Genomic DNA, 21,785 nt, shown 5'->3' on the forward strand with positions numbered 1-21,785 from the left:
GCTCGAAACGAACGGCTCGAAACGAACGGGGGGGTGTTGTCGGCGCCGGGAAGTCTACTGCCCGAACCGCGCCTCGCCCGCCCGCGCCACCGCTTCGCGTGCCGCGGCAAACAGCGCGCCGGCCTTGGCTTCGCATTCGCGTTGTTCCGACGCTGGGTCGCTGTCGGCGACGATGCCCGCTCCCGCCTGGACGTGCATGACCCCGTCCTTCACCAGCGCGGTGCGCAGGACGATACAGCTGTCCATCGATCCGTCGGGCGAGAAATAGCCGACGCCGCCGGCATAGGCGCCGCGCGCCTCGGGCTCCAATTCGGCGATGATCTGGCAGGCGCGGACCTTGGGCGCCCCGCTGACGGTGCCCGCGGGAAAGCCCGCGAACAGCGCGTCGATCGCGTCGGCGTCGTCGCGCAGCGTGCCGACGACGTTCGAGACGATGTGCATGACATGGCTGTAAAATTCGACGGTGTAGCTGTCGGTGACGCGAACGCTGCCCGCGCTGGCGACCCGCCCGGTGTCGTTGCGACCGAGGTCGAGCAGCATCAGATGTTCGGCGCGCTCCTTGGGATCGGCGAGCAGGCTGGTGCGGTTGGCTTCGTCTTCAGCCGGTGTCTTGCCGCGCGGGCGGGTGCCGGCGATCGGGCGGATCGTGACCTCGCCATCGCGGACGCGCACCAGTATCTCGGGGCTCGACCCGGTAAGCGCGAAGCCGGGCAGGTCGAGATGATAGAGGAAGGGCGACGGGTTGATCCGCCGCAGCGCGCGGTAGAGTTCGATCGGTGGCAGCGCGAAGGGCGCGGTGAAGCGCTGCGCCAGTACGACCTGAAAGATGTCGCCCGCGGCGATATACTCCTTCGCCTGCGCAACCATGCCGGCATAGGCGCCGGGCGCGAGAACGGGGGTGGGCTCGACCGGCGGCGCCTCGCTGCGCGCAGCGGCGGGCAGCGGTGCGTTGGCGAGCTTCGCCGATACCGCCTCGATCCGCTCGCACGCGGCATCGACATCGCCCTCGGGCCAGACCGGCGCGACGATGAACAGCGCGTCGGCCAGGCGATCGAACACCAGGATCACCGTCGGCCGTACGAAGATCATGTCGGGGATGTCGACCGCGCGCGCATCGGGGCGCGGCAGGTTCTCGACCAGGCCGATCGTCTCATAGCCGAAATAGCCGACCAGGCAGGCGAGCGCGCGCGGCAGTTCGGGGGGCACGTCGGCGCGGCAGGCAGCGACCAGCGCGCGCAAGGCATCCAGCGTGGGGCTGTCGCACGCCGCGAAGGCTTCGCGATCGGTCAGCCAGTCGCGATTGATCTCGGCGGCATCGCCGGCCGCGCGGAACACCAGATCGGGGGCGAGGCCGATCAGGCTGTGGCGCCCGCGCACCGCGCCACCCTCGACCGATTCGAGCAGGAAGTCGCCGCGCCCGGGCTCGATCAGCTTGAGCGCGGCGGCGACGGGGGTTTCGGTGTCGGCGAGCTGGCGACGCCAGACCAGCGCCGCGCGGCCGGCGGCAAGCGCGGCGCGGGCGGCGTCGACCCCCTCGATCACTCGCCCGCGCCGGTCAGCGAGTTGCGCAGGCGGGCGACCGCTGCGTCATCGCGCTTCACGCCGACGGTCGCACGCGCGGCGGCGGTGAACTGCTGGACATATTCGCGGCCGATGACGCTGCCCAGGCCCTGACGCGTGGCATTGATCGCGTTGGTGTTGCTCTTGGCATCGCCGCGCTCGATCCCGGTGACCGAGACGATGAACCAGCCTTCGCCACCCGGGGCTTCGAGCAATTTGGCGGTGCCCTGCTTCATGCTGAACATCAGCGCGACGGGCGGGGGCAGCTGTTCGCGCCGCGCGGCGAGATCGGCGCGCGAGACGTTGATCGACTGGACCTCGGGGCCGTTGACGCCCGCCGCGCGGATCGCCTGCGGCAGCGCGGTGCCGCGGTTGACGTTCTGGATCACCGCCAGCGCCTGGCGGCGCGCGGCCTGCTTGGCTTGGTCGCGCTGCCAATCCGCGACGACCTGGTCGCGGATCTGCGCGAGCGGGCGCGGCGCGGCGGCGATCACGCGCTCGAGCCCGACGACGGCGAAGGTGCCGTCCTCGCCCAGCTGCACCAGCTGCGGCGCATCGCCCTGTTCGGCGGCGAAGCCCGCCTCAAACAGCCGCGCGAAACGCTCATCGGGGCGCTGATCGGGGGCGACGGGGTTGATGCCGTTGGCGATCACCGGCGCGGTGCGCTGCGCCTGGAGCTTGGTGTCGCTCATCAGCTCGTCGAAGGTCGCACCGTCGTTGATGCCGGTATCGAGCGTTTCCTGCACCGCGGTGAGCGCTTCGAGCGCCTTCCGCTTGCGGATTTCGGACACCAGTTCATCGCGGACTGCCGCCAGCGGGCGACCGGCCGACTGCGACACCCCCGCGACGCGGATGACGTGCCAACCGAAGGGCGAGCGTACCGGACCGGCAACACTCCCGTCATTGGCGGCGAAAGCGGCATCGGCGACCGCGGGTGCGCTGCGGCCGGCGACGTCGGTCTTCGAGACGTTGGTGAGCGTGGTGGCTTCGAGCCCGGCGGCGCGCGCCGCGGCCTCGATCGAGGTGCCGCCGCGCACCGCCTGCGCGAGGCGGTTGGCGGCGGCCTGGTCGGCGACTATCACCTGCTCAAGCGTGCGCGTCGCGCTGGGGGCGTAGCGATCGCCCGCGGCGCGATACGCCTCGGCGATCTCGGCGTCGCTGACCTGGACGGTGCCGCCGAACTGCTCGGGCGAGACGACGGCGTAGCGCAGCACGCGGCGCTGGGGCACGTTGTAGCGAGCCCGGTTCGACGCGTAGAATTTGGCGAGGATTTCGGCCGAGGGTGCCGCGATGCCGGCAGTGCTGGCGGGGACCAGGGCGATCTGGCCAGCGCGCTTTTCTAGCAGTAGCGAGGCATAAGGCGTGGCGAGCTGCGCGGGAACCTGGCTCGCGCCCTGCGTCGGGGCGAGCAGCCACTGCGCATAGATTTCGCGGCGGATGTCGTCGCGCAGATCGGCCTGGCTGATCCGCTGCGTCGCCAGCGCGCGCTCGAAATTGGCCTGGCTGAACTTGCCGTCGAAGCCCTGGAACGCCGGGATGCTGGCGATCTGGCCGTCGATCAGCGCCTTCGACGCGACCATACCCGATTCCTGCGCGAACAGGTCGAGCGCCATGCCGTTGACGGTGCGGTCAATCACGCTTTCGAGCCCGCCCTGCGCGATGAAGGCGTCGATATCGATCGTCGGCTGCTGCTGGCGCACCGCATCGAGCGCGAGCCGCGTGCGCTGCTGCAGTTCGGTGTCGGTGACCGCGCCGTCGCCGACCTCGACCACCGTGGTGCCGGCAGCGCCGGTGGGGGCAACGTTCGAGATGTCGCTCAACCCGAATGCGAGCGCGATGACCGCGAGGATGCCGAGCGTGACGATCACGCCGAGCCGCGATTTGGTGATGCGCCGGAAGAAGCTGAGCATGAAGGACCGATCACTGCAGGAAGATAGAACGCGGTGCTTTAGGGCGGTCGGCGCGCGCCATCAAGCTTGTGCGGCGTCGTCCAATTGCTATCGCTCGGGGCAACAAGGAACGAGCGGGGATACGAAATGACGCGACGTAAGCTGGTGGCGGGCAATTGGAAGATGCATGGAATGCGCGCCGATCTGGCCGAGGTCGAGGCGATCGCCGCCGCCGCCGCGGCGCACCGCCAAATCGACGTCGTGCTGGCGCTGCCCGCGACGCTGATCGGCCCCGCGGCTGCGCATGCCGGCCCGCTGGCGATCGGTGGGCAGGACTGCCATGCCAACCCCAAGGGCGCGCATACCGGCTGCCTTTCGGCGGCGATGCTGCACGAGGCGGGGGCGAGCGTGGTGATCGTCGGGCATAGCGAGCGCCGCGCCGACCAGAACGAGACCAGCCAGGACGCCTGGGCGAAGGCCGAGGCGGCGCGCGCCGCGGGGTTGCGCGTGATCCTGTGCTGCGGCGAAACCGAGGCCGAGCGCGACGCCGGGCGTGCTGAGCGCGTGGTGCAGGCGCAGATCGAGAAATCGGTGCCCGAGGATGCCAATGGCGACTGGTTCACGCTCGCCTATGAACCGCGCTGGGCGATCGGGACCGGGCGGACGCCGACGCCCGAGGAAATCGCATCGATCCACGCGATCGCGCGCGCTAAGATGCGGCAATTGGTGGGTGATGCGGCGGGGGGGATCCGCATTCTCTATGGCGGATCGGTGACCGGCGACAATGCCGCGAGCATCCTGGCGACCCCCGAGGTCGACGGCGCATTGGTGGGCGGCGCGAGCCTGACCGCGGCGAAGTTCGTGCCGATCATCGAAGCCGCGGCGGCGGTATGAAGCGGCGGGCGGTACTGGTGGCGCTGGGGCTGCTGCTCGCGGGGTGCGCGGGCGGCGGCGGCGCGCAGACGGTGCATGTCGTCCGCCATTTCGACACGCCCAAGGGCGTGCAGGACGCCGAGTTGACGGCGCAGGGCCAGGCGCGCGCTGAAGCGCTAGTGCGCTGGTTCGCGGGCAAACCGCTCGATGCGATCTTCGTGACCCCCTTCCGCCGCAGCCGCCAGACGATCGCGCCGCTCGCCGCGGCGCAGGGGATCGTGCCGGTGGTGTATGATTGGGAGCAGCAGGCGGCGGCGGTCGCGCGGATCCGCGCGGGCGGGGGCGCGGTGCTGGTGGTGGGGCATAGCAACACCGTCCCCGATCTGGTCGAGGCGCTGGGCGGGGTCAGGCCGCCGGACATGGTGCATGAGGATTTCGGGGGGATTTGGACGGTGGGCGCCGGGGAGACGGTGAAAGGCGTGGTGGAGTAGGGGCTTCTTTTAAAGCCCTCTCCCGCCTGCGGGAGAGGGTATTTGGCTCCCCTCCCTGGAAGGGCGGGGCTGGGGGTGGGTGGAGGCCTGGCGATACGGTCGTCTGCTCGCCCGCGGTGGCCGTATCACCAGCGCTCGACCCACCCCCGACCCCTCCCTTTCAGGGAGGGGGGATCACTGGGCGTATCTCGCCTTCAGCATCGCCCAAGCAGCGCGCAGTGCATAGGCGTCGCCGCCCTTTGGTCGTCCGGGCTTGGCCACCGGGCGCCACGCGAACACGTCGAGATGTGCCCACGCCGCATCCGCGGGGACGAACCTGCGCAGGAACAACGCCGCGGTGATCGCGCCGGCTAGGCCGCCCTCGGGGGCGTTGACCAGGTCGGCGATGTCCGACTTCAGCATCTCGTCATACGCATCCCACAGCGGCATCCGCCACATCTGGTCGGCATGCGCCTTGCCGGCGGCCAGCAGCGCTTCGGCGAGCGCGTCGTCGCCGGTGAACAGCGGCGGCAGGTCGGGGCCGAGCGCCACCCGCGCGGCGCCGGTGAGGGTGGCGAAGTCGAGGATCAGCCCGGGCTTCTCCTCGCCCGCCCGCGTGAGCGCGTCGGCGAGGATCAGCCGCCCTTCGGCATCGGTGTTGGTGTTCTCGACCGTCAGCCCCTGGCGGCTGCGCAGCACGTCGCCGGGGCGGAAGGCGTTGCCCGCGATCGCGTTCTCGACCGCGGGGATCAGCAGATGGAGGCGAACGGGCAGGCGGCCTTGCATCACCAGTTCGGCGAGCGCGAGCGCGTGCGCGGCGCCGCCCATGTCCTTCTTCATCAGCCGCATGCCCGCCGAATTCTTGATGTCGAGCCCGCCCGAATCGAAGCACACGCCCTTGCCGACGATTGCGATGCGCGGCGCGTCAGGGCGGCCCCAGACGAGCTCGATCATCCGCGGCTCGCGCCCGCGGCCCGCCGCCTGGCCGACGACATGGACCATCGGGAACCCGCGTTCGAGTTCGGGGCCCTTGGTGACGGTGAGCGTCGCGCCATAAATCTTGGCGAGCGCGGCGGCTTCGGATTCGAGCTCGGCGGGGCCGAGATCGCCCGCGCCGGTATTGACCAAGTCGCGAACCTTGGCGGTGGCGCGCGCGAGGCGAAGCGTCTCGTCGATCCGGCCGGGGTCGCCGGTCAGCAGCACGCGGTCGCCGGTCGGCGGTTCGCTGCGATAGCGATCGAAGCGATATTGGCCGAGCAGCCAGCCGAGCATCGCGACCCCGGGCTCATGGCCCTCGACGCGGTACGTCCCTTCGGGGAGTGTCTCGGCAAGCCGCGCGAGACACCAGGGCGAAAGCGATCCGGTGTTGGCGACGATCGTGACGACCGACCAGCTTTCGGGGGCATCGCCGGGCAGAATCGCGCTGGCATAGCTGGTGGGCTTGAGCCGCTGCGCGGCGATCGCGGCGCGATGTCGCGCGGGCTGGCGCGCGAGCCAGTCGTCATAGCCTGCGGGATCGACGAGGTGGATCGCATGCGCGGGCTGGCCGCGATCGGGGGCGAGGCAGGGGGTGAAGTCGGTCATTGTGGGGGAAGGTAGGCCGGCGCCACCCGGACTACCAGCTTCACTATCGTCACCCCAGCGAAAGCTGGGGTCTCGAGCAGCGGACGCAGCGCTTCATCGTGAAAGACCCCAGCTTTCGCTGGGGTGACGGTTCGAAGCGAGCGCCTTAGGACTTCAGACCGGCACTCCGAACAAATCATGCTCGTCGGCGTCCTCAATCCGCACGCGGATAATGTCGCCGGGCATCCGCCCGAAGGTATCGCGCAGGTGAACTTCGCCGTCGATCTCGGGCGCGTCGGCTTGTGAGCGTCCGGTCGCGCCGCCTTCATCGTCGACCGCGTCGAGGATCACGTCGAGCTCGCGCCCCACCTTGGCCTGAAGCTTGGCCGCCGAGATCGCGGCGGTGCGCTCCATGATGCGGGCGTAGCGTTCTTCCTTCACTTCCTCGGGCACCGCATCGGGCAGCGCGTTGGCGGCCGCACCCTCGACAGGTTCGAAGCGGAAGGCGCCGACACGGTCGAGCTGGGCTTCGTCGAGCCAGTCGAGCAGATAGTCGAAATCGGCGTCGGTCTCGCCCGGGAAGCCGACGACGAACGACGAGCGGATCGCGATGTCGGGGCAGATCGCGCGCCAGGTCTTGAGCCGCTCGAGCACCTTGGCCTCGTTGGCGGGGCGGCGCATCCGGCGCAGCACCTCGGGTGCGGCGTGCTGGAAGGGAATGTCGAGATAGGGGAGTACCAGCCCCTCGGCCATCAGCGGGATGACCTGGTCGACATGCGGATAGGGGTAGACATAATGCAGCCGCACCCAGGCTCCCAGGCGCCCCAGTTCGCGGGCCAGATCGGTCATGTGCGGCACGACTTCGCGGCCCTTCCAGGCGCGTGGTTCCTTGCGGATGTCGACGCCGTAGGCCGAGGTATCCTGGCTGATGACCAGCAGTTCGCGCGTCCCTGCTTCGATCAGCTTTTCGGCTTCGCGCAGGATCGCGTCGGGGCGGCGGCTGGCGAGGTCGCCGCGGATCGACGGGATGATGCAGAACGAGCAGCGATGGTTGCAGCCCTCTGAAATCTTCAGATAGCTGTAATGGCGCGGGGTGAGCTTGAGGCCGCTTTCGGGCACCAGGTTCAGGAAGGCATTGGGCGGCATCGGCGCGTGGTCATGCACCGCCCCCACCACGGCTTCGTACTGGTGTGCGCCGCTGATCGCCAGGACGTTGGGGAAGCGCGCGCGGATCATCTCGGCCTCCTGCCCCAGGCACCCGGTGACGATGACGCGGCCATTGGCCGCCATCGCCTCGCCGATCGCCTCGAGGCTTTCCTCCTTGGCGCTGTCGAGGAAGCCGCAGGTGTTGACCAGCACGACATCGGCGCCGGCATAGTCCTGCGACAGGCCATAGCCGTCCGAGCGCAGCTTGGTCAGGATGCGTTCGCTGTCGACCAGCGCCTTGGGACAGCCGAGCGACACCATGCCCACGCGGGGCGGTTCAGGAAATTGGGTTGCCATGATTGGGGGCGCACATAGTGCGGGTCGCAAGAAAAAGCGAGCCATGCGGCCAATTCGTCACCTCAGCGAAGGCTGGGGTCTTTTGCGGCTGTGCGCGTGGGTCGTTACCGGGAGGCCCCAGCCTTCGCTGGGGCGACGGTCGTTTGGCCGCGGGCTTCAATTCGTCCGGAACAGGAAGAACGCGCCCGCCGCGATCAGCGCGAAGCCGATGCCGTGGTTCAGCGTGATCCGCTGCCCCAAATACGTCACCGAGAAGATCGCGAAGATCGTCAGCGTGATGACCTCCTGCATCCCCTTGAGCTGTGCCGCCGAATAGACGTTGCTGCCCATTCGGTTGGCGGGCACCGCGAGCATATATTCTGGGAGCGCGATCAGCCAGCTCACCGCGATAACCGCCCACAATGCGGCGCCCTTGTGCTTGAGATGACCGTACCAGGCGAAGGTCATGAAGATGTTCGAGCCGATCAGCAGCACAATCGGCCAGATCCGCGCGGCTTCCATTACTGGCCCTCCATCACTGGTTGCCCATGCCTTGGCGCGGCAGGATTTCGACGATGACGTCGCCCTCGTGCAGTGCCTGCGCCTCGGGTGCGCTGAAGCCATAAACCTCGCCGCCGCGATAGATACGCAGCCCGAGCCCGGAAGTGATGGCCGACAGCGGCTGGTTGACCTCGTCGAGCCGGACCGGACGTTCGGAGAGCTGGACGCGGCCTTCATAGGAGGCGAGGTCCATCATGTAGTCGGCGATGTGGCGCCCCGAGCAGGAGCTTGCGAGCAGCAGCCCGGCGAAGCTGACGGGGTTGATGACCGTCGTCGCCCCCGCAGCTCGCGCAGGGAGTTCATTGTCCTCAGCCTTGACGATGATGCTGATCGGCAGGTCGGGGGCGAGGTGGCGCGCGGTGAGCAGGATCAGGATCGAGGTGTCGTCGCGCCCGCCGGCGACGATCATCGCGCAGGCCCGCGCGACCTGGACGTCGATCAAGGTGGCGTCGCGGGTGGCGTCGCCCAGCAGGACGTTGCAGCCGCGTTCCTCGGCGCGCGCGAGGCGATCGGCATCGCCATCGACCACGACGATGCTCGCGGGATCGCGGCCGCGCGCGATCAGCTCCTCGACGGCCTCGGAACCGGTCTTGCCATAGCCCGCGACGACGATGTGCCCGTCAAGATTGCGTTGAATACGTGCCATGCGCCATTTATCCCAGCCGCGCTTGAGGACGAAATTATAGGTGGTGCCGATGAACAGCACGACCACGAAGACCCGGATCGGGGTGACGATCAGCGCATCGAACAACCGCGCCTTTTCGGTCACCGGCGCGATATCGCCATAGCCGGTGGTGGTGATCGAGATCATCGTGAAATAGACGACGTCGGCGAAGCTGATCTGCCCGTCATAATTGTCGCGCAGCCCTTCGCGATCGAACCAATGCACCGCGATCGCGATGCCGACCAACGTCAGCACCGCGAGCACGCGCCAGGTGATCGCAAGCCACACCGGGGTCGAGGATTTGCGCTTGAGCGTGCCCGGATGCAGCGGCTTGACCATCAGCTGCGCGCCGGCAGGCGGCTGAGCGGATCGACCGGGGTGCGGCCCTGGCGAAGCTCGAAATGCAGCTCGGGACGGTCGGCGGCGCCCGAATCGCCCGATAGCGCGATACGCTGACCGCGCTTCACCGATTGGCCGCGCTGGACGAGCAGGTCGCCGGCATGGCCATAGACCGAGGTCAGCCCGTCGCCATGGCGAAGGATCACCAGCCCGCCGAGCGCGGGGATATCGCTGCCGACATAGGCGACGACGCCGTCGGCGGCGGCGAGCACTGGGGTCTGGAGCGGGACCGCGATCTTGATGCCGTCGTTGCGCTCGCCCGACGCGCCCGGGCCGAAGCGGCGGACGACGCGGCCTTCGACCGGCCATTGGAAGCCGCCGCGCAGCCGCGCGGGCTCGGCGACCGCGGCGGTTGAGGGGAGGATCCGCTTCGACGACGCGCTCGGCCGGGTCGGCGCGGTGTTGGCGGCAAGCGCGGGTTCGCCGCCGGTGATGATGTCGTCGATGTCGAGCCGGAACGCCTGCGCGCGCTCGGCGGCGCTACGCGGAATCGCCTCGCCGGGGATCAGCACGCGCTGCCCGGTGCGCAGGATGAAGGGCTCCTCAAGCATGTTCGCGGTGACGATCCGTCCCCAATCGACGCCATAGGCGCGCGCGATCGCGATCCCGGTCTGGCCGCCGCGCACCAAATGATAGCGGCCGCCGGGGATGGCGAGGCGCTGGCCGGCGAAGATCGTGAAGGGCGGCGCAAGGCCGTTGGCGCGCGCGATCGCTTCGGAGCCCGCGCCGGTCTTGGCGGCGATGCCGCGCAGCGTGTCGCCCGCGGCGACGATGTAGCTGGTCGGCGAGACGGCGCGCGCATCGGGGGCGACGCGGCGGGCTTCCCAGGCGGGGGGCGGCGAGGGGAGTGCGGTGACGTCTTCGGCAAGCGGCTGGCGGACGGTTTGCGGCGGGGGTTGCGCTACAGGGTCGCGCTGGCCGGTACCGGGAATGCAGGCGGCGAGGGCGAGGGGCAGCAGGGGCCCGGATAGCGCCAAACACCTACCCATCGTTCGTGCTGAGCTTGTCGAAGCACCGTTCTCCGCTTGCTGGCCGGCCGCTGAAGCAGAACGGCACTTCGACAGGCTCAGTGCGAACCGGGAGGGGCTGGTATGCTGACAAGATTGGCCTGCCCCACCAGGAACCCGCTGGTCTGTTCTCGCCATCCGCCGCCCCTTCATTCGCGATACGCCTGCGCGAGCATAGCGAGCGACGGGCGATGCGTAAGGTCCAGATGCAGCGGGGTGACCGCGACATAGCCGTCCTGGATCGCTTCGAGGTCGGTCGAATGCGCCGGTGTCTCGATCGTCGGCCCCAGCCCGAACCAGTGATAGTCATAGCCGCGCGGATCGCGGTTGGTGATGATCTGCAGCCGGCCATAATCGCGCAGGCCCTGGTCGGCGACGCGGATGCCCTTGACCCGGTCGGCGGGGAGCGCGGGGAAGTTGATATTCACCAGCGTGCGCGGCGCCCAATCGAGCGTCATCAGCGGTTCGAGCGCGCGGCGGCCCCAGGCGGCGGCGGCGTCGAACGGCACCGAATCGCCCATCGCCTCGCGCGCATAGACTTGGCTGAGCGCGATCGAGCGAACGCCGGCGAGCGCCCCCTCCATCGCCGCCGAGACGGTGCCCGAATAGGTGACGTCCTCGGCCAGGTTCGCGCCGCGATTGACCCCCGACAGGATCAGGTCGGGCTGGTGGTCGGCCATGATCTTGGCCAGCGCCATCATCACGGCATCGGTGGGCGTGCCGTCGACCGCGAAGCGCTGCTCGGCAAAGCGGCGGATGCGCAGCGGGCGGCTGAGTGTGAGCGAATGGCCCGCGCCCGATTGCTCCTCGGCGGGGGCGACGACCCAGACATCGTCGGAGAAGGTCGCGGCGAGGGTCTCGAGGATCTTCAGCCCGGGGGCGTGGTAGCCGTCGTCGTTGGTGATGAGGATGCGCATCGCTCAATCCTCCCCGAGCTTGCTCGGGGAGGGGGACCATCGCGTAGCGATGGTGGAGGGGCAAAGCCGCAGGCGACCGGCTCGGCGAAAGCCCCCGCCACCACCGGCTGCGCCGACGGTCTCCCTCCCCGTGCCGGGGAGGATCATCGGGGCTCCAGCAGCGTCAAGCCGCCGAGATACGGCTGCAGCGCCAGCGGCACCGCGACCGCGCCGTTCTCCTGCTGGTTATTTTCGAGCACCGCGACCAGCGTCCGCCCGACCGCAAGTCCCGAGCCGTTGAGCGTGTGGACGAAGCGCGTCGCCTTCTCGCCCTCGGGCCGGTAGCGCGCGTTCATCCGGCGTGCCTGGAAATCGGTGCAGGTCGAAACGCTCGAAATCTCGCGATAGCGCGCCTGGCCGGGCAGCCACACTTCGAGGTCGTAGGTGCGCGCCGCCGAAAAGCCCATGTCGCCGGTGCAAAGCTTCATCCGGCGGAAGGGCAGGCCCAAGGCGGTCAGGATGCCCTCGGCATGCCCGGTCATCGCTTCATGCTCGGCGTCGGAGGCCTCGGGGGTGGTGATCGCCACCATCTCGACCTTTTCGAACTGGTGCTGGCGGATATAGCCGCGGGTGTCGCGCCCCGCCGCGCCGGCTTCGGAGCGGAAGCACGGGGTGAGCGCGGCGAAGCGCAGCGGCAGCTCCTTTTCGGCGAGGATCTGGCCCGCGACGATGTTGGTCAGCGACACTTCGGCGGTGGGGATCAGCCAGCGGCCATCGGTGGTGCGGAACAGGTCTTCGGCGAATTTGGGAAGCTGGCCGGTGCCGTACACCGCCTCGTCGCGCACCAGCAGCGGCGGCACGACTTCTTCGAAGCCGTGCTGCTGTGTCAGCGTGTCGAGCATGAACTGGCCGAGCGCGCGGTGCAGCCGCGCGACGGGGCCGCGCAGCAACGTGAAGCGCGCCCCGGCCATCGCCGCGCCGGTCTCGAAATCAAGGCCGATCGCGGGGCCGATCGAGTCGTGCTCGCGCGCCGGGAAGGCGAAGCTGGCTGGTTCGCCACGCAGGTGAACCAGGGCATTGTCATCCTCGCCATCGCCCTGCGGCACATCGTCGGCGGGGAGGTTGGGGATCGCGGCGAGCGCGGTGTCGAGCTCGGCCGCGAGCGTCTTTTCCTCGGCTTCGAGCGCGGGCATCGCTTCCTTGAGCGTCGCGACTTCGGCCATCAGCGCGTCGGCGGCGGCGTGGTCGCCCTTGCCCTTGGCAGCACCGATCGCCTTCGAGGCTTCGTTGCGGCGCGCCTGGCCCGCCTGCAACTGGGTGAGTACCGCGCGGCGGCGCTCGTCGAGCGCTGCCAGCGTGTCGGCCTGGGCAGGCAGATTGCGGCGGGCAAGCGCCGCATCGAAGGCGGCGGGGTTTTCGCGGATGGAGCGGATGTCGTGCATGGCCGTCGCTATGGCCCGGCGGCGGGGGGCGGCGCAACCCGTCGGCGCGGCGGCGCGTTATCATGGTTCATGCCAATCCAAATAGGAGATCCCGATGCAGGTTCCGCACAAAGCATTCGTCGTCGTCGCCGATGGCCGCAAGATGCTGTTTCTTCGCAACGAAGGCGATGCGGTGCATCCCAACCTGGTGGTCGAGCGCGTCCGCGAGCAGGACAATCCCCCCGATCGCGAGCATGGCACCGATACCCCGGGCCGGGCGGCGTCAGCAGGCAGCGGCACGGCGCGCAGTTCGTTCGAGGAAACCGACTTCCACCAGCTCGAGGAAGACCGGTTCGCAGCGCACACCGCTGACCTGCTCAAGAAGCGCGCGCTGACCAATGACTTCGAAACGCTGATCATCGTCGCGCCACCCAAGACGCTGGGCGAGCTGCGCAAACATTATCACAAGGAAGTGCAGACGCGGCTCTCCGGCGAGATCGATAAGGATCTGACCGGCCACAGCGTTGCCGACATCGAAAAGGCGCTGCTCGCCGCCGATTGATCGCGGCGGATCGGTCCCGGCGGGGGCGAAGGGGGTCAGGCCCCCTTCGCCGCCTTCTTGCCGAAGCGACCGCGCGCAACCAGCGCCGCGGCGGCACCACCGAACAGCAGCAGCATCGGCGGCGCCGGCACCGGGGTAGGGTTGCCCGACGAGGTGCCCGGGGGATGCGGGTCGTGCCCACCGCTCGACCAGCCGGGCTTGTCGGGCTTGTTGGTGTTGTGGTTCTCGTTCTCGTTGTGGTTGTTGTTCTCGTTCTTATTCTCGTTGTTATTGGTATTTTCGTTATTGTTCGTGTTGTTATTCTGATTGTTGTTGTTGTTCTGATTGCTGTTGTTGCTCGAATTATTGTTGTTCGAGCTATTGTTGTTATTGGAACTGTTGTTGTTATTAGAACTGTTATTGTTGTTCGAGCTGTTGTTGGCGTTGTTCTGGTTGTCGATCACGACGTTCGATCCACCACTCGAACTGGAGCTCGAGCTCGAACTCGAGGTCGACGACACCACGATGCTGCCGCCCCCGCCGCCGCCCACGAAGCCGCCGCCGCCGAAGAACCCGCCACCGCCGCCGATGAAGCCGCCCGAGCCGCCGACCATCACCGGTCCGCCGCCATTGCCGCCGCTGCCTACCATCGGCGCGGCGCCGCTCGACCCCAGATACGGATCGGGAAGCGGGATCGGCGCGCCTTGGCTGGTCACGGTCACGGTCTGCGGCGCGCAGGCGGCAGTCTTGGTGATCACCCGGCGCACCAGCTTCTTGCCGGGGACGGCCGCATATTGGGCTCGCTTGCGCGCGACGCGCGTCTCGGCAACGCGGCTTTCGATCACCCGCTCGGTGCGCGCGGTATCGACCGCATGGACCGCGCCGCCGCCGACGATTGCCCCGCCGCAGGTGAACGCGCAAAGTTTAGCAACAGCCATCCGTACCGACATAGCGTCATCTCTTCTCGTTTCCGCAGGGTCGCGAGCGATCCGACGGGGGAGGCAACCAGATGTTGCCGATACGATGACTGTGCCGATCGAAATATTAAGATCAACGTCATTAACCATGCTCGCCGTGGGAACTGCACGAAATTACCAGAGCGCTGCGTCGTCTTCATGGTTAACGTCCGGTATTGGGACGGGATTTCAACGAGGAAGCAGCGTTAGCCTGGCGCCCACCCCAGCCTGGGGCGAATCACTTGCCAAGCACCGACCCATCGCGCGTTCGCGCCAAATTGGAAGATAATTGCCGGAAAAGACGGGCTTTCGTCGCTTGTGATGCGCCCGCCGCGCTCGTATAGGCCGCCACAGGGCAAATGCAGGCGTGCCACAGCCATTGGGGGCCGACACGGCAAGCCGGGGTGGAGAGTGGGATGGCAACGGTATTGGATCGATTGAACGACCCCGAGAAACCGGGCTCGCCGGCAGCGAACGACGGCGACGCCGTGGGCTATCGGCCAAGCGCCGGCGAACCCTTTATGAACGAGCGGCAGCAGGCGTATTTCCGTGCCAAGCTGCACGCATGGAAGGACGCCATCCACCAGGAGGCGAAGGACACGCTCAGCCAGCTGCAGAACGACTCGCTGCGCGAGGCCGACCTGACCGATCGCGCATCGAGCGAGACCGACTGGTCGATCGAGCTGCGCACCCGCGATCGCCAGCGCAAGCTGATCTCGAAGATCGATGCGGCGCTGCGACGGATCGACGATGGCGAATATGGCTATTGCGAAGTGACCGGCGAGCCGATCTCGCTCGCACGGCTCGAAGCGCGGCCGATCGCGACGATGACGGTCGAGGCGCAGGAACGCCACGAGCGCCAGGAAAAGGTTTCGCGCGAGGAATGATCGGTTGTCGACGGCCTTCGTCACCGGCACCTTAACGCTTTCGACAAGGATTGCTGCTTAACTGTGGCGGCGATCCGCACCGCCACGAGTATCGAGCATCACCATGGACCGTTACGCACACGACGCCGACCCGACCCCCGACGGGGACGAAGACGGCGAGGCTCAGCGCAATACCTCGCGCGACAGCCTGTTGCTGACCGCGACGCTGCGCACCGAGGCGGGTGCGAGCAACGTGCGCGTGCGCAATCTGTCGGCGGGCGGGCTGATGGCCGAATATGGCACCGCGTTGCCGCAGGGCACGCCGGTCGAGATCGACGTGCGCGGGATCGGCTGGGTGTCGGGCAAGGTCGCTTGGGCGACCGACGGGCGGCTGGGGATCGCGTTCGATTCGCCGATCGATCCCAAATTGGCGCGCAAGCCGGTGGGGACGGGCGCCAAGACCCCGATCTATCTGAAGCCGCCGCTGCGCCGCTGAACCGCCGCGCGGCCGGGGCCACGCGGCGCAGCGACCGCCCGGTTACTGGGTCGTCATCTCTTCCTTCACCCGAAGCTTGGCCCGCTTGAGGTCGCGCAACACCGTCGGATCGGGAAGCGGCCGCTGCGACTCGGCCGCGATGCGGCGATCGAGCGTGGCGTGCTTGGCTTCCAGGGCGGACAGATACGGACTGTGCATGGCTGCGTTCTCCGGTTGGTAGTTGGGGGATGCGGAGTAAAACACCGATCGCGGCGCTTGTCGCCTTGCAAAAACGATGCGATCGACGTGCCGTGCGGAAATCGAGCCCCGATCCAAATGGGTGCCGGCAGCACGGGCGCGCGAGGGACAAGCGATGGACGAGGCCGAACTGCTGCGCCGCCTGGAAGCGCTGCGCGTCGAACATCGCGATCTCGACGCCGCGATCGCCGCAATGATGGACACCGGATCGACCGACCAGCTGCAGATCGCTCGGCTGAAGAAGCGCAAGCTGCGGCTGCGCGACGAAATCGCGCTGGTCGAGGACGAGATGATCCCCGACATCATCGCCTGAACTAGCGGCGGAAATTCCGGCTCGATCGAGCCGGCGCGCGCTCGCGCCGTTTTGGGACAGGCGGCGGTGCGCCCGGTTTTGCCGGTTTCGGGCGTCGGCGGCTTGTGGCACGCGGGGCCGATGGACGCAGACGGCCCGCTACGCATCGAACGACGGCTGATCGACTCGCTTTATGTAGAGGCGATGCTGCTGGCCGACGAGGCGCGCGATTATTTCGACGACGGCGGGCAGGCCGACCGCGACGCGCTGGCGCCGCTGGCGCGCGTCGCCTTCTCGTGCGAGTCGCTCAAGGTCACGACGCGGCTGATGCACGTCATCGCCTGGCTGCTGACACAGCGCGCGGTGGCGGCGGGCGAGCTGACCCCGCGCGATGCGCTCGATCGCGCGCGAAGATTGGGCGGCGCGCCTGCGACCGACGAGGCGACGATCACCGCGCTGCCTGACGGCGCGGGGGTGCTGGTACGTGCGAGCATCGACCTGCACCGGCGCGTCGGACTGCTCGACGATGCGCAAGCCCAACCACTGTTCGCGTCGAGCCCCGCGAGGTCGATGTTCGACCGGCTGGCTGGGGCATTCTAAGGGGTACGGCGGTTGCGGCGACCTTGCAGCCGCAGTTATCCTACTTCGGTTCTGGCTGGACCGCTGCGAGCATCATCGATCGCGCCGATCGCGCCACCCGCTCCCCGATCATCGTGAACTGGTCGCCAAGCATGCTCGATCTGCGCCACGCAAGCGCGATCGAGCGATAGGCGTTCCAGCCAGCAACATCGACGATCGCCAGGCCCGACATCCCCCCGACATCGGACGCCAGATAGAGTTCGGGCAGGATCGCCGCGCCCAATCCGCTGGCCGCCATCTGGTGCAGGCTGTCGAGACTGGTGCCTTCGTAATCGGGCGCCAGCCGCATCCCGAATCGCTCGGTGATCTGCGCGATCTGCCGATGATATTGGTGCCGCTGGTCGATCGACAGGACCGGCAGGTCGGCCAATCGCTCGCTCGCGACCGCCGGGCAGCCGGCGAGCCGATGGTCCTTGGCCACGACCAGGTGCAGCCGTTCGCGAAACAGCGGCTCGACGTGGAACAGATGATCCGAGATCGGCAGCGGGCCGAGATACAGGTCGATCTGGCCCTTCGCCAAGTCGTCGGTCTGATAGACCGGAATGCCTTCGCGGACGTGGATGCGAAGATCGGGAAGTGCCTGGTGAAGCTCGGCGATTACCGGCGACAGGAGATAGGGACCGAGCGTCGGCGTCGTACCGAGCCGGATCGTGCCTGAAACCTTGCTGCCGGCGCGCCTCGCGACATGGCCGAGTTCGCGCATGTCGCGCAGGATGGCGCGCGCTCGCTCGATGATCTCGCGCCCGGCCGGTGTCGGCAGCACACCGTTGGAGGATCGTTCGAGCAACATCAGGCCTAGATGATCTTCGAGCGTGCGGATTTGCTGGCTGAGTGTCGGCTGCGACACGTTGAGCAGCGCTGCCGCCTTGGCGAAGGACTGGGTGTCGGCGATCGCCACTAAATATTCGAGCTGCCTGATCGTCACGCTACCGCCCATAGATGAAAGCTATCGATAGCCGGGTTAGCTTTCTATTGGCGCTATCTCAATCGTTTCGGTAGCTTTCGACATCAGCCCGGTGTTCCCTCTCCGGACCGATGCATCGGTGGAGCCCCGCAATGTTCGTCATGCCTTCCCGTACCAAGCCGGCAAGGCTGAGCAGTCGGACAGCGGGGCTTCACTCCTGCACGTCGCATCTGACCCTGTTGCTGCCCGCCGGTCGTTGCTTTTCGCCCACCGCCTGCATGGCGCTGACCGCTGCTGACCGATCGATGCTGGTGCTTCGCCGTGAAACCGGTCCGCGCGTCGTCCGCGACTTGGTGCTCGAAGGACGGCAAGGGTCGCGATCCAAATGGATCGGTCACTGGCTGATCCGGCTCGATGCGCTGCGCGGGAGCATAGGCTGGACGACCGCGCTGATCCTAGACGGTGATCCGTATCCTGGATCGGCGCCGCATATCGAAACGCTGATCGATCAGGGCGCGGTGGTACACCGATCGCCGATGTTCGCCTCCAACGGAGTGATGCCATGAGCCCGATACTCACCGCGTTTGCGCTGCTTGCCGGCAATGGGCCCACGATCGTCGTCGAGAACAGCTCGCAGCACGCGATGACGCTGATGGCGGCCGAAATGCCAAGTCATTACGAGCCGTTGCCATCGGAGGCGCTCCTGCCAACGGCTTCGGTGCGGTCCATCAGCCGCCGAGGCAAAGTCCTGGTGCCGCACGCGCAGAGCAGGGCCGAAGCGATTCGTCTGCAGTACACCGACGGCGCGGGCAATGGTTGCATCTTCCACGTCGCCGCGACCGATCATTCGGCTAGTTGGAAGAAACTCAAGCCCCGCGCAGAGCGCGTCGGCAGCGCGGTTTGCGAAGCCCGGACTGGGCGCACGATCGCCGATTTCGTCTATGTCGTCCGATGACCCGGCGGCGGCCGCATCGCCCTTGTTCCCGGCAGCGTTGATCGCATCGATCCGCGACGCTGGCGCACCCGATCGCTGCTCACTGCTGGCATTGGCGCGGCGCTTCCGGCGCGATCTGGCTCCCGCGTACCCGGCGGGTTTGTCGGCAAGAACCGCGGTACGGCTGGGGTACCTCACCTTGAAAGGCCAGCACCGCTGATCGAACGGAGCATTGCAGCATGAATGCCGATCGATTTAGTTTAAGCGTACTCCAACATCGCCTCGACCAGGCGATCCGGTGCGAAGCGCGCCGCCCGATCCCCGACGAATGGGGAATTCTACGCCTCAAGAAGTTGAGGCTGGCGATCAAGGACCTGCTCACCTGCCCCATGGGCGGTCGCGACCGCGGGAAGTTGCGGTTCAACCTGCGCTATCCCCCAAGCACCCGATCGTCGAACAGCCCGAACGCCAGCGTCGAGGCGTAGAACGCCACCGCGCGGTCGCGGGGCATGGTGCCCGCCCATTTGCGCATGTCGAAGGCGGCGTTCTGCAGCGCCATCAGGATCTGGCTCGCCACCAGCGGGTCGATCGCGCGGATCGAGCCTTCGGCGATGCCGTCGCTCATCGTGCCCGCGAAGCGGCGAGCGATTCGGTTCGAATGGTCGATCATCGTCTGGCGCACCTCGATCGGCAGGCCTGACAGCGCCGTGGTGCGCAGCAGGGGGCCACGTTCGGAGAATTGGATGTCGAGCAGCGTCGCCAGCGTCGCCGTCAGCCGCTGCCAATGGCTGCCGCCCTGGTCGTCGGCCTCGCGTTGGGCATCGGTGATCGTGCCGAAGCTGCGCTTGTAGCATTCGATCACCAGATCGTCCTTGGCGTCGAGATGGTGGTAGAAGCTGCCCTTGGTGACGTTGAGTTCGGAGGCGATGCGCTGGACCGAGGCGCCGCGATAGCCGAGCTCGTTGATCAGCCGTGTGGCGGCGAGCAGGAAGCTCTCTCGGCTCGAGGTCGACTGGCCATGGGTGAGGTCGAGCGTGGCGGGCGCCCAATGCTCTCCGGGGCCGGCAATGCCGTGGCGGAAGACGTCCATCACCCGCGCCTCGACGCGCGGATATTGATCGATGCCGTAGCGATCCAGCCACACGTTGAGCCAGAAGCTGTTCTCGAGCAGCACATGCGCGCGCGCGCCGTTGAGATCGGTATGCGCGCGCGATTGGGGGGTGCCGAACAGGCTGCGCGTCTTGCGGAACACCTCGCGCCACCCGGCGAGCAATTGCGCCTTGAGCGGCTCCTCCATCGCGCGAAGGTCGGAGAGGATCGCGAAGTCGGTCTCCTCGCCGGTGCGGATTCGGGTGAGGCGCGCCATGTTAATCGCAAGGAAGCGTTCGACGCGCTGTTCGGGGGTGGGCAATTGCAGTGCTTCGTCGAGCATCGCCAGCAAGGTGGTGAGCGTCTGATCGAAACAGGCGGCGGCAAGGTCTTCCTTGCGTTTGAAATAATAAGTGACGCTGGTGGTGTTGAGCCCGACGCGCCGCGCGACGTCGGCGAAGGTCATTCCCTTGGCCGATTGTTCGTTGATCGCCTCGGCCGCCGCCGCGAGGATCGCGTCGCGCTTGGCCTGGAAGCGTTTGGTACCTGTTTCCGTCCCCTGTCGGACGCTCTGCGGGGCGTTCATCGAACCAGAGTAGCTGGTTCGTTTCGAAGAAACAGTGTTTTTTTCATCAGCGGTAGGCGTGGCCACCGTAACGGCAAAAGGCACAGGGCGGCGCTTTACCGAAGATCGGGTATGGTCTAATCGGGAAAAAACCGATGCGCGCGAGAGGATGGCCGATGGATTTCACGCTGAGCGACCGCGAGACGCATTTCCGCGATCGGGTGAAGGCGTTCATCGACCGCCATATCGCGCCGCGCGACGCCGAATATCACGCCGACATCGCCGCGGGCGACCGCTGGGCGCCGTCGAAGCTGATCGAGGAGCTCAAGCCGCTCGCGCGCGAAGCGGGGCTTTGGAACCTCTTCATGCCGCCGCATTCGGGACAGGTCCATGTCGACGACAGCTTCGCGTTCGAAGGGACGCAGCTAACCAACCTCGAATATGCGCTGTGCGCCGAAGAAATGGGGCGAATCCATTGGGCGAGCGAGGTGTTCAACTGCTCGGCGCCCGACACGGGTAACATGGAAGTGTTCCATCGCTATGGCAGCCTGGCGCAGAAGGAGCGCTGGCTGAAGCCGCTGATGGACGGCGCGATCCGGTCGGCGTTCCTGATGACCGAACCCGCGGTCGCCTCGTCCGACGCGACCAACATCGAAACCGCGATGGTCCGCGATGGCGACGACTATGTCATCAACGGGCGCAAATGGTGGTCGTCGGGCACCGGCGATCCGCGCTGCAAGGTCGCGATCGTGATGGGCAAGACCGATCCGGGAGCCAAGCGCCACGCACAGCAGAGCATGATCCTGGTGCCGCTCGACACGCCGGGCGTGAAGATCGAGCGGATGCTTTCGGTATATGGGTATGATCACGCGCCGCACGGGCATGGCGAGGTCGTGCTCGATAATGTGCGCGTTCCTGCCGCCAACCTGCTGTTGGGCGAGGGACGCGGGTTCGAGATCGCGCAAGGGCGGCTCGGCCCGGGGCGGATCCATCATTGCATGCGCACGATCGGTACCGCCGAGATGGGAATCGAGCTGATGGCGAAGCGGCTGCTGAGCCGCACCGCGTTCGGCAAGCGGATTGCCGACCAATCGGTTTGGGAGCAGCGGATCGCGCGCGCACGGATCGATATCGAGATGACGCGGCTGCTGTGCCTGAAGGCCGCCGACATGATGGACAAGGCGGGCAATAAATCGGCGCAGCTCGAAATCGCGATGATCAAGGTGCAGGCACCGATGATGGCGCTGCAGCTGCTCGACGATGCGATCCAGGCCTATGGCGGCGCGGGGGTGTCGGGCGACACCCCGCTGGCCGGCGCGTGGGCGAGCCTGCGGACGCTGCGCTTCGCCGATGGGCCCGATGAGGTGCATAATCGCGCGATCGCGCGCGCCGAGTTCGGGAAATATGCGGTTTGAGCCGTCACCCGTCACCCCAGCGAAAGCTGGGGTCTCGTGCGGCGAGGGGCGCGCTTAGTAACCGAG

The 21,785-nt window shown here is 67.5% G+C and carries 25 protein-coding genes; 12 read left to right on the top strand and 13 right to left on the bottom strand.

Annotated features, from left to right (window positions below; translation table 11 throughout):
• Positions 1-54: 54 nt before the first annotated feature.
• Together trpE and OKW76_RS02160 are read right to left on the bottom strand one after the other, a co-directional pair.
• Entirely contained in the window at positions 55-1,542 is a 1,488-nt protein-coding gene (gene trpE / locus OKW76_RS02155) for an anthranilate synthase component I (RefSeq protein ID WP_416221833.1), read from the bottom strand.
• Entirely contained in the window at positions 1,539-3,470 is a 1,932-nt protein-coding gene (locus OKW76_RS02160) for a peptidylprolyl isomerase (RefSeq protein WP_265550711.1), read from the bottom strand. The genes trpE and OKW76_RS02160 overlap by 4 nt, the downstream gene beginning before the upstream one ends.
• A 126-nt stretch (positions 3,471-3,596) precedes the next feature.
• On the opposite strand from OKW76_RS02160, the gene tpiA reads away from it, so the two are divergent.
• Both tpiA and OKW76_RS02170 read left to right on the top strand, forming a co-directional pair.
• Positions 3,597-4,343, top strand: coding sequence for a triose-phosphate isomerase (gene tpiA, locus OKW76_RS02165; RefSeq protein ID WP_265550713.1), 747 nt, complete (start codon positions 3,597-3,599; stop codon positions 4,341-4,343).
• Positions 4,340-4,813: a phosphoglycerate mutase family protein gene (locus OKW76_RS02170; protein ID WP_265550715.1), complete on the top strand. Its 474-nt coding sequence runs from the start codon at positions 4,340-4,342 to the stop codon at positions 4,811-4,813. Before tpiA ends, OKW76_RS02170 begins: the two co-directional genes overlap by 4 nt.
• A gap of 174 nt (positions 4,814-4,987) precedes the next feature.
• Here the strand turns inward: OKW76_RS02170 and OKW76_RS02175 are convergent, their stop codons facing one another.
• The 7 genes from OKW76_RS02175 to serS all read right to left on the bottom strand — a co-directional run bounded on the left by OKW76_RS02175 (position 4,988) and on the right by serS (position 12,806).
• The gene (locus tag OKW76_RS02175; protein ID WP_265550717.1) at positions 4,988-6,376 is read right to left on the bottom strand and encodes a leucyl aminopeptidase family protein; all 1,389 of its coding nucleotides are present in this window, start codon (positions 6,374-6,376) and stop codon (positions 4,988-4,990) included.
• Between the two features lie 153 nt (positions 6,377-6,529).
• Positions 6,530-7,858: a 30S ribosomal protein S12 methylthiotransferase RimO gene (gene rimO / locus OKW76_RS02180; RefSeq protein WP_265550719.1), complete on the bottom strand. Its 1,329-nt coding sequence runs from the start codon at positions 7,856-7,858 to the stop codon at positions 6,530-6,532.
• Between the two features lie 156 nt (positions 7,859-8,014).
• Positions 8,015-8,359, bottom strand: a complete 345-nt coding sequence (locus tag OKW76_RS02185; RefSeq protein ID WP_265550721.1) for a DMT family protein — start codon at positions 8,357-8,359, stop codon at positions 8,015-8,017.
• A gap of 13 nt (positions 8,360-8,372) precedes the next feature.
• Positions 8,373-9,401: a potassium channel family protein gene (locus OKW76_RS02190; RefSeq protein WP_265550723.1), complete on the bottom strand. Its 1,029-nt coding sequence runs from the start codon at positions 9,399-9,401 to the stop codon at positions 8,373-8,375.
• A complete protein-coding gene (locus tag OKW76_RS02195; protein ID WP_265550725.1) occupies positions 9,401-10,450 on the bottom strand; it encodes a peptidoglycan DD-metalloendopeptidase family protein in 1,050 nt (349 codons plus the stop codon). The genes OKW76_RS02190 and OKW76_RS02195 overlap by 1 nt, the downstream gene beginning before the upstream one ends.
• 167 nt (positions 10,451-10,617) lie before the next feature.
• The gene (gene surE / locus OKW76_RS02200; protein ID WP_265550727.1) at positions 10,618-11,385 is read right to left on the bottom strand and encodes a 5'/3'-nucleotidase SurE; all 768 of its coding nucleotides are present in this window, start codon (positions 11,383-11,385) and stop codon (positions 10,618-10,620) included.
• 143 nt (positions 11,386-11,528) lie between these two features.
• On the bottom strand, positions 11,529-12,806 hold the full coding sequence (gene serS, locus OKW76_RS02205; protein ID WP_265550729.1) for a serine--tRNA ligase: 1,278 nt from the start codon (positions 12,804-12,806) through the stop codon (positions 11,529-11,531).
• A gap of 94 nt (positions 12,807-12,900) precedes the next feature.
• Here serS and OKW76_RS02210 point away from each other — a divergent pair, with 94 nt between their 5' ends.
• Positions 12,901-13,347, top strand: a complete 447-nt coding sequence (locus tag OKW76_RS02210) for a host attachment family protein (protein WP_265550731.1) — start codon at positions 12,901-12,903, stop codon at positions 13,345-13,347.
• 35 nt (positions 13,348-13,382) lie between these two features.
• Here the strand turns inward: OKW76_RS02210 and OKW76_RS02215 are convergent, their stop codons facing one another.
• Positions 13,383-14,264: a hypothetical protein gene (locus tag OKW76_RS02215; RefSeq protein WP_265550733.1), complete on the bottom strand. Its 882-nt coding sequence runs from the start codon at positions 14,262-14,264 to the stop codon at positions 13,383-13,385.
• A 434-nt stretch (positions 14,265-14,698) separates the two neighbouring features.
• On the opposite strand from OKW76_RS02215, the gene dksA reads away from it, so the two are divergent.
• Positions 14,699-15,169, top strand: coding sequence for an RNA polymerase-binding protein DksA (gene dksA, locus OKW76_RS02220; RefSeq protein WP_265550735.1), 471 nt, complete (start codon positions 14,699-14,701; stop codon positions 15,167-15,169).
• A gap of 103 nt (positions 15,170-15,272) precedes the next feature.
• The gene (locus OKW76_RS02225; RefSeq protein WP_265550737.1) at positions 15,273-15,644 is read left to right on the top strand and encodes a PilZ domain-containing protein; all 372 of its coding nucleotides are present in this window, start codon (positions 15,273-15,275) and stop codon (positions 15,642-15,644) included.
• 42 nt (positions 15,645-15,686) lie between these two features.
• Here OKW76_RS02225 and OKW76_RS02230 read toward each other — a convergent pair whose 3' ends face one another.
• Positions 15,687-15,842, bottom strand: coding sequence for a YdcH family protein (locus OKW76_RS02230; RefSeq protein ID WP_265550738.1), 156 nt, complete (start codon positions 15,840-15,842; stop codon positions 15,687-15,689).
• A gap of 154 nt (positions 15,843-15,996) precedes the next feature.
• Here OKW76_RS02230 and OKW76_RS02235 point away from each other — a divergent pair, with 154 nt between their 5' ends.
• Complete coding sequence (locus OKW76_RS02235; protein ID WP_265550741.1) at positions 15,997-16,194, top strand: YdcH family protein; 198 nt, start codon at positions 15,997-15,999, stop codon at positions 16,192-16,194.
• Positions 16,195-16,314: 120 nt separating this feature from the next.
• Positions 16,315-16,773 carry a DUF1465 family protein gene (locus OKW76_RS02240; RefSeq protein ID WP_265552722.1) on the top strand — a complete coding sequence of 153 codons (459 nt, stop codon included), beginning with the start codon at positions 16,315-16,317 and terminating at the stop codon, positions 16,771-16,773.
• 40 nt (positions 16,774-16,813) lie between these two features.
• On the opposite strand, the gene OKW76_RS02245 is transcribed toward OKW76_RS02240, so the two are convergent.
• Entirely contained in the window at positions 16,814-17,737 is a 924-nt protein-coding gene (locus OKW76_RS02245) for a LysR family transcriptional regulator (RefSeq protein ID WP_265550743.1), read from the bottom strand.
• 257 nt (positions 17,738-17,994) lie between these two features.
• Between OKW76_RS02245 and OKW76_RS02250 the strand changes: the two genes are divergently transcribed.
• From OKW76_RS02250 to OKW76_RS16195, 4 genes are read left to right on the top strand one after another with little or no spacing between them, the layout of a single operon-like run.
• Positions 17,995-18,282: a hypothetical protein gene (locus OKW76_RS02250; RefSeq protein WP_265550745.1), complete on the top strand. Its 288-nt coding sequence runs from the start codon at positions 17,995-17,997 to the stop codon at positions 18,280-18,282.
• Positions 18,279-18,671 (top strand): hypothetical protein, encoded by a 393-nt coding sequence (locus OKW76_RS02255; protein ID WP_265550747.1) that lies wholly within the window; start codon positions 18,279-18,281, stop codon positions 18,669-18,671. The genes OKW76_RS02250 and OKW76_RS02255 overlap by 4 nt, the downstream gene beginning before the upstream one ends.
• On the top strand, positions 18,658-18,870 hold the full coding sequence (locus OKW76_RS02260; protein ID WP_265550749.1) for a hypothetical protein: 213 nt from the start codon (positions 18,658-18,660) through the stop codon (positions 18,868-18,870). Before OKW76_RS02255 ends, OKW76_RS02260 begins: the two co-directional genes overlap by 14 nt.
• A gap of 19 nt (positions 18,871-18,889) precedes the next feature.
• On the top strand, positions 18,890-19,135 hold the full coding sequence (locus OKW76_RS16195; protein WP_265550751.1) for a YdcH family protein: 246 nt from the start codon (positions 18,890-18,892) through the stop codon (positions 19,133-19,135).
• Here the strand turns inward: OKW76_RS16195 and OKW76_RS02270 are convergent.
• The gene (locus OKW76_RS02270) at positions 19,081-20,325 is read right to left on the bottom strand and encodes a TetR/AcrR family transcriptional regulator (RefSeq protein ID WP_265550752.1); all 1,245 of its coding nucleotides are present in this window, start codon (positions 20,323-20,325) and stop codon (positions 19,081-19,083) included. The genes OKW76_RS16195 and OKW76_RS02270 overlap by 55 nt on opposite strands.
• Before the next feature lie 155 nt (positions 20,326-20,480).
• Between OKW76_RS02270 and OKW76_RS02275 the strand changes: the two genes are divergently transcribed.
• Positions 20,481-21,719 (top strand): acyl-CoA dehydrogenase family protein, encoded by a 1,239-nt coding sequence (locus OKW76_RS02275; RefSeq protein ID WP_265550754.1) that lies wholly within the window; start codon positions 20,481-20,483, stop codon positions 21,717-21,719.
• Positions 21,720-21,785: the final 66 nt, after the last annotated feature.

It is taken from the genome of Sphingomonas sp. S1-29, from assembly GCF_026167545.1.
GTDB lineage: Bacteria > Pseudomonadota > Alphaproteobacteria > Sphingomonadales > Sphingomonadaceae > Sphingomonas.